5 protein-coding genes and 2 pseudogenes are annotated in these 11,509 nt (G+C 60.9%); 1 reads left to right on the plus strand and 6 read right to left on the minus strand.

The window, feature by feature from the left end; all coding sequences use genetic code 11:
• Nucleotides 1-23 precede the first annotated feature (23 nt).
• The 6 genes and pseudogenes from NKJ13_RS29665 to NKJ13_RS29690 all read right to left on the minus strand — a co-directional run.
• On the minus strand, nucleotides 24-881 hold the full coding sequence (locus NKJ13_RS29665; protein ID WP_352703313.1) for a carbohydrate ABC transporter permease: 858 nt from the start codon (nucleotides 879-881) through the stop codon (nucleotides 24-26).
• Nucleotides 881-1,807: pseudogene (locus NKJ13_RS29670) on the minus strand (carbohydrate ABC transporter permease). Before NKJ13_RS29670 ends, NKJ13_RS29665 begins: the two are co-directional and overlap by 1 nt.
• 534 nt (nucleotides 1,808-2,341) lie before the next feature.
• Entirely contained in the window at nucleotides 2,342-3,595 is a 1,254-nt protein-coding gene (locus NKJ13_RS29675) for an ABC transporter substrate-binding protein (RefSeq protein ID WP_352509443.1), read from the minus strand.
• A gap of 69 nt (nucleotides 3,596-3,664) precedes the next feature.
• A complete protein-coding gene (locus NKJ13_RS29680; RefSeq protein ID WP_352509441.1) occupies nucleotides 3,665-4,720 on the minus strand; it encodes a LacI family DNA-binding transcriptional regulator in 1,056 nt (351 codons plus the stop codon).
• A 210-nt stretch (nucleotides 4,721-4,930) separates the two neighbouring features.
• A complete protein-coding gene (locus NKJ13_RS29685; protein WP_352779214.1) occupies nucleotides 4,931-6,223 on the minus strand; it encodes a DUF6600 domain-containing protein in 1,293 nt (430 codons plus the stop codon).
• A gap of 192 nt (nucleotides 6,224-6,415) precedes the next feature.
• A pseudogene (locus tag NKJ13_RS29690) lies at nucleotides 6,416-6,690 on the minus strand (LacI family DNA-binding transcriptional regulator); the annotation flags it as partial.
• Nucleotides 6,691-7,157: 467 nt separating this feature from the next.
• Here NKJ13_RS29690 and NKJ13_RS29695 point away from each other — a divergent pair.
• The gene (locus tag NKJ13_RS29695) at nucleotides 7,158-11,438 is read left to right on the plus strand and encodes a hypothetical protein (protein WP_352779215.1); all 4,281 of its coding nucleotides are present in this window, start codon (nucleotides 7,158-7,160) and stop codon (nucleotides 11,436-11,438) included.
• Nucleotides 11,439-11,509: the final 71 nt, after the last annotated feature.

Here is an 11,509-nt window from a genome sequence, read left to right on the forward strand (position 1 = left end):
TCACTCCGGTTCGGTTCGATTGGTCACTTCACGGCCCCTGCCATCAGGCCGCGAATGTAGAAGCGCTGCAGCAATAGGAAGAGCACGAGGCACGGCACCATCATGACGGTGACGCCGGCCTGCACGGCACCCCAGTCGATGGCGCCGAAGCGGCCGGACTGGAGTGCGGTCATCATGATCGGCAGCGTGAATTTGGACTGGTCTGTCATCAGCACGAGGGCCGCCAGAAACTCGTTCCAGGCGCCGAGGAAGGCGAACAGCGCGATGGTGACGATGCCCGGCCAGACCAGCGGCAGCATCACCCTCAACAGCATGGTGACATTGTTGGCGCCGTCCATGCGCGCGGCCTCCTCGATCTCGCGCGGCACCGCGTCGAAGGCGTTGCGCATCATGAAGATCGAGAACGGCAGCTGCAGCGTGACATAGACGCAGACCAGCCCGGTCAGCGTGTTGTGCAGGCCGATTTTTGTCAGCACCAGGAAGATCGGCGTCAGAATCGACTGGAACGGGATCATGATCGTCGACAGGATGACGACGAAGAGCAGGTTCTTCAGCGGAAAACGGAAGCGCGAGAAACCGTAGCCGGCGAGCACGCTGACGATCACTGACAGCACCACGGTCATGACCGAGACGTAGATGCTGTTTTGCGCCGGCAGCCAGAGGCCATCGCCGAAGGTGTTGAGCGTGGCGTAGTTCTCGAGCGAGATGCCGCTGGTCGGCCAGGGCGGCAGCGGCGGCTGGCGCGCTTCCTGCGCCGGCTTGAAGGCCGAAAGCACCGTCCAGGCGATCGGCGCCAGGAACAGTATGGACGCGATGATGCCGGTCGAGTGCTCGGCAATCTGCATGCCGATGCGGCGGTTGCGGCTCCTTGCCTGCGCCATCAGTCGACCCCCTCGGGCTGGCGCAGCAGCCGCAGCTGGATGAGGCTGAGCGCCACCAGGATGACCAGCAGGACCATCGAAAGTGCCGCGCCATAGCCGAGCTTGAACGACACGAAGGACTGGTTGAAGATCCAGTAGACGGCGGTCAGCGTCTGGTTGCGCGGGCCGCCGCGCAGGATGATGTAGAACTGGTCGAAGGCGAGGATCGAGCCGGCCACCGACAGGATCAGCGCCAGCGCCAGCGTGCGGCGCATCAAGGGCAAGGTAATCGCCCGGAACCGCGCGAATGGCCCTGCCCCGTCGATCATCGCCGCTTCCTGCAGATCCGGCGGGATCGACTGCAGGCCGGTCATCAGGATGATCATGGTGAAGCCCGCCACCTTCCACACGACCATGGCGATGATCGACTAGAAGGCCGGCTGGAAGGTCGCCAGCAGGTTGAATTTCTTCTCGGTCAGGCCAAGCTCGAAGGCGGCCGGGCTGAACAGGCCGGAATCGACGTTGAGCAGCCACGACCACAAAAGGCTCGCCGAGGCGAAGCCGATGACCGCCGGCATGAAGAAGGACGTCCGGTAGAAGCCGGTCAGCTGCCGCGGCCTTTCGATGAACAGCGCCAGCGGAAAGGCGACGGCGAAGATCGCGATCGTGACCACCACCGTGTAGTAGCCGGTGAACTTCAGCGCGTTCCAGAAGCGGGTGTCGCGCAGGATCGCCCAGTAATTGTCGAGGCCGATAAAGCTGTGCGCGCCCATCAGCGGCCAGTTGTGCAGCGACATCCAGGCCGTCATGCAAAGCGGCACGATGAAGAAGACGACGACAAGCGCAACGGCCGGCGCGACATAGAGCAGGCCGATCCACTGCCGGCGGCCGGCGCCAACGAGTTTGCGGGGGCGCGTCGGGGCGGAGATTGCTGTGATGGTGGTCATGGCTGGCCGCTCGCCTTCCCTTCTCCCCTTGTGGGAGAAGGTGGATCGGCGCGCAGCGCCGAGACGGATGAGGGGTGTTGGAAGGATTGCCGTGGGTGCCAAGCTGGAGCACCCCTCATCCGTCGCCTTCGGCGACACCGCCCGGGGGCGAGCCACTGGTCTCGCCCCGTCCTTCGGACCCCACAAGGGGAGAAGGGGGAGCCAGCATTGCAACGGCGTACTGTGATGGTGCTCATGCCTGTTGTTCCATTGGCGCTACGTCCCCCTCCCCCTTGAGGGGAGGGTCCGGCCGAAGGCCGGGGGTGGGGTCCTCCGCGAAGCGCGCCGACATCAAAGGAGCGTCGAGCACGGCCGCGATGACCCCACCCGAACCTGCGGTCCGACCTCCCCTCAAGGGGGAGGTTAAGGGGCTGCCGGGGGGTGGGGTCCTCCGCGAAGCGCGCCGACATCAAAGGAGCGTCGAGCACTGCCGCGATGACCCCACCCGGACCTGCGGTCCGACCTCCCCTCGAGGGGGAGGTGGGCGCCGGCGCTTTACTTCTGCGGCGCCGAATCGATGATCGACTGCATGGTCTCCTGCGCATTGGCGATGGCGCCGTCGACGTCTTCGCCGAAGAAGACCTCGTTCATCATCTGGTTCCACGGACCGTTGGCCGAGTTGATCAGGTCGTTGAACACCACCGAATAGGGCGTGCGGCCCTTGGCCATGGCTTCGGCGGCGACCTTATAGCGCGGGTCGAGGTCCTTCAGCGCCTCATTGGCGATGTCGCCGCGCACCGGCAGGCTGCCGTATTTCGCCAGAATGGTCTGGCCCTCGAGCGAATAGGCGAAATCGAGGAACTCCTTCACCACCGCGACCTTGGTGGTGCCCTTGGTGACGACGAAATTGTCGCCGCCGGCAAACGACGACCAGCCGCCGTCCTTGCCGGGCAGGAAGGTGATGCCGTAGTCGATGTCGGGATATTGCGTGTTCAGCGCGCCGATGGCGAAGGCGCCGGACGGCGAGATGCCGATATTGCCGGTGGCGAAGGCGGCAAAGAAGTTGGAGCCGGTGTCGGTCTGCGCGCCTGAAGGCACCAGGTCCTTCTTGACCATCGAACGGTAGAGGTCGATGGCGCCGCGCATCTGCGGCGTGTCCAGCGTCGCCTTGGAGCCGTCCTCCGTCAGGATGTCGCCGCCCGAGGCCCAGATCAGCGGCGTGAAGGTGAAGATGTTGCAGCCGCCGCAATTGCCGGAGAAGTAGAAGCCCTTGATGTCGCCGCCGAGCGCGTTGACCTTTTCGGCGTCAGCTTCGATCTCGGCCCAGTTGGTCGGGCCCTTTTCGGGGTCGAGGCCGGCCTGCTTGAACAGCTTCTTGTTCCAGATCAGCACCGAGGAATCCGCCGAGAACGGCAGCCCGTAGATGCGGCCCTCATAGGTGCCGGTCTTGACATGCGCCGGCGACAGGCTGGCGAAATAGGGCAGCGATTTCGCCCAGTCGGTGATGTCTTCGAGCTGGCCGGCGGCGGCGAAGGACGGCGTGTAGATCAGGTCGAGCGAGAGTGCATCCGGCGCGGTGCCGCCGGCGGCGGCGGCGCCATATTTCGGGATGATTTCGGCATTGGGGATGATGTCCAGCTTGATCTGGTTCTGATGCCCCTTGTTGAAGGCATCGACGATGCGCGGCATGAAGTTCGAGCCGTCGGCGCGAACCCAGATGTTGGCGGTGTCGGCGGCGGCCGGACCGACTGTTGCCAGCGTGCCCAAAATGCTCGCGGCGATGGCGAGCCCGGTAATGGTGGTTCTCATGCTTCTCCTCCACATGGTTTTAACTCGGCCGCACCCCAGCGCTTTGCAATCGACACGGCCCGTTTCGTTTCAGCCGTCCGGCGGACGGCCGCATGACTGACGCACCACCAGCCGGCACGGCAGTTTTCTGATGCCCGGCAAAGCGGGTTCGCCGCCGACGAGCGAAAGCAGGGCAAGGCCGGCCTCGCGGCCAAGTGCTGCGAGATTCATGTCGACCGAGGTCAGCGGCGGCCGGGTCGCCTCGGCGACGATCTGCCAATTGTCGAAGCCGATGACGCCGACCTCGTCCGGCACGCCGATACCGCGCTCGCGCAAGGCGTCGATGACGCCGCGCGCGATCTGGTCGTTGCCGCAAAACACCGCGTCCGGTTTTTCGCGCGTGCCGTCAAACCCCTCGCCGTCGAACAGCGTCTTGACCGCCTCATGCCCCCAGGCCTCCGACCAGTGGCCAAGCAGCGGCTCCATGACCTGCAAGCCGTTCTCGGCCAGCACCGCGCGATAGGCCTCGGCGCGGGCATGCACCACGGCAAAGCTCGCCGGACCGCTGACATGGGCGATGCGCTTACGCCCGAGCCGGCAAAAGTGCTCGACCGCCAGCCGCGCCCCGCCGGCATCGTCGGACACGAAAGCGATGGCGTTTGGATCGGGCTCGGTAAAGGCATAGATCGCCGGAATGCCGAGATTGGCGAGGTCGACCGGCAGGTGGCGGTCGATGCGTTTGCCGGTGGCGATGATGCCGTCGACGCGCTTGTCGAGCATGGCATCGACATGCAGCTGGGCAAGGCGCGGGTCGTCCTCGACATTGCACAAAAACACCGAGACGCCGGCATCGACCAGCGCATCGGAAACGCCGGCCATCAGCGGCAGCGAAAAGCGGCCATAGGTGTCGTTGGTCAACAGCCCGACGGTAAAGGAGCGCCGCCTGAGCAGGCTCTGCGCCAGGCTGTTCGGGCGAAAGCCAAGCCGCTGCGCCGTCTCGCGAATCCGGGTTCGCGTCTCGGCCGTCATCCGCCCCTGCCCGTTCAGCGCCTTGGACGCCGTGGCAACGCTGACGCCGGCAATGGCCGCCACTTCACGCAAGGTGACGGGCTGCTTGGCGGGCGTTGGCTGGACGTCGGACGGCATGATTTGGACATGATCCTCCCAGGTGGGAAAAGCTTTTCTCTTATGACCCCTCAGGGTGCTGATCGGTGATGTCAGCGGATGCGAGGCGAGTTGGGAAAAGGTTTTCTCAAGGGAGAGATTAGGACGAAGGATGTGGGGATGGCAAGGGGGGAATGGCCGCTCAGCGGCACCGCGATCGAATAATCGCGGTGCCGTAGTCTACCCGTACGGCTAGCAGCTCTCAGTCTGCGGATCGCACGCCTTGTTTTTCTGCTTCTCCGGCTTGGGCTTGGCCGCCTGTTCCGGCTCGGCTTGCTGCTGCTCGGCGGGCTGCTCCTTGGCCTTCTGCTTTTCGGGCTTGGCCGCCTGCTCGGGCTCGACCTGCTGCTGCTCGGCGGCGGGCTGCTTCCTGGTCTTCGGCTTCTCAGGCTTGGCCGCCTGCTCGGGCTCGGCCTGCTGCTGCTCGGCGGCGGGCTGCTTCTTGGACTTCGGCTTCTCAGGCTTGGCCGCCTGTTCGGGCTCGGCCTGTTGCTGCTCGGCGGCGGGCTGCTTCTTGGTCTTCTGCTTCTCAGGCTTGGCCGCCTGTTCCGGCTCGCCCTGCTGCTGCTCGGCGGCGGGCTGCTCGCCGACCTTCGGCTTCTCAGGCTTGGCGGTTTCTTCGGGCTTGGCCTGCTCGGTCGATGCAGCACCTTCGGTCGGCTTCGATTTGCGGCCAGCCTGAACCTGCTTCACCTCCTCGATGTCTTTGAGCTTAGCTGGTTTGGCCTTAGGGTCGGCTTTCACCTCGCCCTCAAAGACAGCGACCGTATCGTTTTCCAGTTTGCCGGACTGCTCGGGCGCGTCGGTCTTGCTGACCTTGACGGCAGTCACCTTCTGGTTCGTCTCCTTTTCGATCACATCGACATCAATGACTTTGTTGATCACCACGTTGTTCCGGATCGTCACGTCGCCGGCCGGCTCGGCCGCCTCGACGATGCGCACAAACTCCGGCTCATCACGGATAACGACGGTAGAAATGTCCGCAGCAAGGAATTCGCGGGTGGGGACCACAACCCAGTAATAATCCGGCGTCGTGTCGAAGGTCACCTCGATTGAAATCAAATCCGGATCGCGGCGCGGCGGCAGCGGAGCCCAAATCATGTGCTCCCTGTCACGACGCCAACTCACCCATGCCGGCGCCCAACGAGTGCCCGGAACCCAGTACCAGCCGATATCGTCGGCATAGCCCCACCGGCCGTAATGGTACGTCGCCCAGCCGAATGGCTCGTCCGATACCCACAGCCAGCCATACTGCTCGGTATAGGCCCAGTGTCCAACGGTATACGGACGCCAATCGTCAGGCACATCAACCGGCACGAAAACGGTCGCTCCGTGATACGAGACCCAATCACCATAGGAAGACAGCTCTTCGTAGAATGTGCTGATCGAAACGGTGGTGGCAGCCCTTGCCTCGGACACAAGCGACAACGGCGCAATTGGGTTGGGAATCTCGACAACTGTGAGCAGGCAGGCGGCGCCGAGCATCAGTCGCACCGCATGTTGGGCAAGGACGCGTTTCATCGTAATCTTCCTCCGAAACAGATCGCCCTTCATCCTACAAACCCGCCGGCTGCCGGATTGTTCCATTTCGCCGATGTTACCCGCATCCGCTCACGCAACGGCTTGGCATCGCACGATGATAATAGACATCAGAGTTGCGTCATGGAGGCGGTGAACCGTCACCAATGCGCGCCGAAGACGCGGCGATAGGTCGTTGGTCAGCGGGCCCGACGGTAAGGGAGCCGCCGCGACAGGCTCTGCGCCAGGCTGTTGGGGCGAAAGCCAAGCCGCTGCGCCGTCTCGCGAATGCGGGTCCGCGTCTCGGCCGTCATCCGCCCCTGCCCGTTCAGCGCTTTTGAGGCCGTGGCAACGCTGACGCCGGCGAGTGCCGCCACCTCGCGGAGAGTGACGGGGGTCTTGGTGGGCGCTGGCTGGGCGTCGGACGCCCTGATTTGGATATCGATCCTCCCAGGTGAGAAAAGCTTTTCTCTTATAGCCCTGCAAAACGCTGGATGGTGAGGTCAGCGGATGCGACGCGATTTGGGAAAAGGTTTTCTCAGAGGAAGATTAGGGGAAGGTGGAGGGGTTTGGCAAGGGGTAATGGCCTAGTTATGGGCGTCCGAGATTTCTTGCCAGGTGCCGTCGTGTACGACCGCGTTGCGCACGAAGCGGACATTAGGTCGCTCGGTCTTCCCTACCATCTAGGTGCCAGCGCCCTAGCAGCTTCACGAGAATCATAGTGCGGTGCGCGTTGTTTCGGTGTGCGCTTTCCCACAAGTAAACATTACTAGTCGAGGATTGCACTGAAACATTTTTGGGAATTAGATTCGAGATTGCGATTCTGTTTTATTGATTGACCCGCCTCCCCTTCGGCGCTGGCGTCAACTAGCAAGCTCGTCAACCGAAGGTATGGAGACCTATGGCAAACATTGCCGTCGATAAGGTACGTGCCTCACGCGACGGGCACCAATACCACGAAGCATGGTTGGCGAGGCGCGCGCTTGGCTTGCTGCTTCCGCACGACCAACTTTGCGGAATCGCCGTGGAGGGATTGGCAGTTGAAGATCAAAAAGGCGCCAGCCAGGACACTATCGAGATTGCGGATGCCACGTTCTATTTTGGTGCCGTTCCCAACTTTCAGGATGCTACGCGCATAGAAATAGCGCAGTTCAAGTATTCTATTGCCAGAGAAACCACGAAATTTCTGGCCTCCGATGTAGCTAAGACGCTTGGGAAATTTGCTAAGTCGGAGGCCGGCTTTCTGTCGAAACCCGACCAAGCAAATGTGGCGGGCAAGATTGCTTATGCGATCTATACTAATCGACCCGTGGGTTCCGATCTGGCCGATGCAATATCTGCGTTGGCCGAAGGAACCGTGCCCTCCAAGAAAAACGTTCGCGCCCAATACAATCAAATCTTAGCTGTCATTCCCTTGGATGGCGACCATCGCAAGGCGTTTGCGGCAAAGGTGTCACTCATTGGCGGAGGAGGCGACCTAAACGCCGTCGAAAAGGGCAATGCCCGAATCGTCGCCGATTGGTCTGCTTCCAACGATGTGTTGGCACGTGCCAGATTGGGAGAGCTTCAGCAGCTTGTGCGCAACAAGGCAGGTCACTCAGGTCACAACAACAACGTCATCATCAATATTGACGTATTGGCAGCGCTAAGAATCGCACACGAAAGCGATCTGCTTCCAACGCCACAGGCGTTTGCCGAGCCTGGCCCGATCGTTGAACGTGAACAGCTGCAATGCTTCATCGACGGCATGGCGAGCTCCGGCTTATGGTTTGTCCACGCCACCGGCGGCGTCGGAAAGACCGTGTTTGTGCAGAGTGCGGCAGCCCGGCTCGGCACGGTTGATGAAGTCGTGGTCTTTGATTGTTTCGGAGGCGGCGCCTATCGCTCGCCCCTAGATGTTCGACATCGCCCCGAACGGGGATTGATGCATATCGTCAACGAACTTGCCTGTCGCGGCCTATGCGATCCGATTCTACCGGGCGCCTCCGATCCGACCGAAGTAGTACGACGAAGCATCGAACGGTTTGGACAGGCGATTGAGGTTGTACGCCGCGCTCGACCGAAGGCGCGTTTGGTTATTATCATCGACGCTGCCGACAATGCCGGAATGGAAGCGAGGGATAGAGGACAAGCTTCGTTCCCTCAGATGTTGCTGGAAGGTCTTTCGCACCTGTCTTCGCCCGTCGACGGCCTGGTTTGCGTTGCCACGGGTCGGCCCGAACGGCGCGCAATGGCAATCGGCCGAAGTCAGTGCAGTGACTTCGCACTTAATGCGTTCTCTTCTGCCGAGAGCCGTTCCTTCATCGAAAAGCGTCGCCCGGAAGCCACCCTAGCCCAGGTCGAGGCTATCCACCGTCGGTCAAATGGCAATCCACGAGTAATGGCCAATTTGATCGAACCCGATCGGTCACTCGCCGAGGTCGACACCATTACCACCGATATCGACCTGAACGATCTCATCCGCCAGCGGATTGAAAAAGCGATATCCCTGGCTGACGACAAGGGCAGTACTCGCCAAGAGATTGCGGCTTTCCTCTGCGCCTTGTCCGTACTGCCCCCACCAGTTCCTACCGATGAGATCGCAACGGCATTTGGAATCACTGTGTCCGAGGTGGAGAGCTTTGCTGCGGATCTCTCGCCACTACTGGAGCGCACAAGGCACGGCCTTATCTTTCGCGATGAGCCGACCGAAACGCTGGTCCGTCAGACCTATGGGCAGCAGCTCTCCCTTCTCGACGGAGTTGTGGCTCGTTTAAGAGACGCGCAGGTCTCTTCGGTTTACGCCGCTCGGTCGCTTCCCGGCTTGCTCTTCGCTATGGGCAAAACCGACCTGTTGCGGAGCCTTGCCTTCGACACACGGTTTCCTCCCGAACTCGATAGCGATCTTGCGAAGCGGGCAATTCGGCTCAACAGATTGCGGACGGCGGTAGGGGCAGCGGCAAAGGACCGAGACTTTAGCGCCACCGTTGACCTCCTGGTGGAGCTCGCTTCGCTGGTCATCGTTGATGAACGCGGCGAGGACTATCTGCTTGAAGAGCCCGACCTTGTAGTCGGTCTGGGTGACCCCGAAGCGCTTCGGCGTCTGTTCGAGGCACGAACAGGCTGGCCGGGCACGCGCCATGCTCGATTGGCGGTAGCCTATTTGGCCGATGGCGATGCCGCCGAAGCTTATGGTCATGCCGTGAGGGCGGATAATTGGCACCGGTGGCATAGCAACCAGGACAAGGAGTCAAATGGAGGAGGTGGACCAGATCACGACGACTACGCGTCGATCGCGTTCTATCTCTTAGCAAGGAGTCGACCGGCCAACGCCGCTCGATACATTGGTCATTGGAAGCCCTTCTATGGGTTTCTGATAGCGAGCCGCCTATTCGAACATTGCGTGGCCACAGAAGTACTCGGCAACCTCCCGAAGCTTATAGAAACCGTGAACAAAGTGGTCTCGTTGGCAAAAGCGCCACCCGCTTTGATTGCAGCGGCATTCACAGCCTTCCCTGGCTTCGTATCTCCCTCTCGCGCAAAAACTCTACTGAAGAAGCTCGCCGCAAGGCTGAAGCCCAGCGAGCACTTTCCCGAGGAATATGCCGGCAATGCGCACCGAGATACCTACCGAAAAGCTATGCTACGCTGTGCCGTCCGCATGGCAAGCCTTGGCATGGTGGAGGAAGCAGATCGTACCATTCAGGTCGTCGCACCACAACGATATGGCATGTGGTTGCTACGCGAGGCGTGGCACATCGATCTACTCATCCCTTTTGCATTGAGTGTCGCCGCACGCTGCGCGAACGAATCTCGGACAGCCGAATTCTTCGATTGCCTGCCCAAAGAACTTTGGATGTTGGTCGAGGACGCACCACGGCCTACGACCGATGAGGCCCAGCAAAAGCTCCTCAGCGAACGCTTGAAGGAGCTGGAGAAGTCAAAAGCAGAGGCATCGGTAGAAATCGAGGAACGGCGCAAGAAAAGCACCCTGTCGTCATCTGACAGGTATCATGCATCCGAAAAAATTTCCGATGGTGTCATTCCCCTCCTCGCCTTGGTGAGGCTGCTCACGTCCATAATTGCGGCGCCTAAGAAAACCGAAGCTCATAGTACAACACTGGCCTTTCTCGATGCGTGGGAGGCGGCTCAAACCAATGCAAGTAGGCGAGGTGCCTATGTGCAGAGAGAACAGCTTCGATTCACAGACGCTCTCTTCAAAGGGTGTGCAATCGAGATGTTTGCGGCACTCGAGTTGGCCATTCCCGATTCGGCCAGACGGTTGTCCTCATGCCTGGAGCGTTGCGAGGTACTAGCACCGGAAAGCGTCATTCGCGTTGTAAAGCGGTTCGCAGCAACACGCAGCTGTCACAACGAAGCCGGAAAGTTGGCGGTGCTGGCAATTCGGCTTGTCGAACGTGAGGACGACGTACAGCGTCGCAGCCAACTGTTCGCCAGCTTGTCGCGTGCGTTGCTGCAAGCAAATCTCGCCGAGTCTGCGCTAATCTTCAAGCGGGGGCTGAGGGAACTCGATGCCATAGGCTCGGGCGACTATGAGTTTGCCAATGAACTTCTGAACTTTACGGCCACCTTGCGCGATGGTCGGTTGAAGCCGGAGCTGGCGCTTCGCCTGGCTAAGATATGCGAGATCAACGTGTATGACTCGCACAAATGGCACTGGCCTCTCACCGCGCGGGCACTTACGCGCGCGTCAGGCGCCACTTACCTGGCGCAGATTGCCCGGTGGCATGACCGCGACAAAGTCGATCTAAGCCTAACCTTGCCATCTGCGCTGACATACCTTGTGAAGAACAGCGCTCTAAGCCCGGCGATTGGTGTATCGCTACTCTGGTTGGTTGATCCCGAGGTCTTGATGAATTGGGGATGGCATGACCTGGTGAAGGCCATGATCGGGCGGGATGCTACTGAGCCAATGCTGCAAGAAGTCCTCGATCAATACGAGCATTCCTTTCCGGGCAGATCGTCCAGCCATTACCTCAATGAGCTCGGTCAGGCATTTGGCTCCAATCCAAAACTCGCTGCGAAATTCGCTGAGCGCATCAGGCTGTTAACGCAGCGAGGCGTAGCGCCGCGAAAGGTCGAGACGGAAAATCGTTCGTCAGCATCTGGGCTTAGTGATCGCAATATCACCCGTAAAGATGCTGAGCGGCTGACGTTGCCCCCAGTTTCTATCCAGTTTTGAGTTCGTTTCCGGCGTGGGTTGTGCCCTGCTGGGCGGGTGAAGCGACGGGCGCTGGCGCGGAGCCTTTGGCG

This window comes from Mesorhizobium sp. M0174 (assembly GCF_040322275.1).
GTDB lineage: Bacteria > Pseudomonadota > Alphaproteobacteria > Rhizobiales > Rhizobiaceae > Mesorhizobium.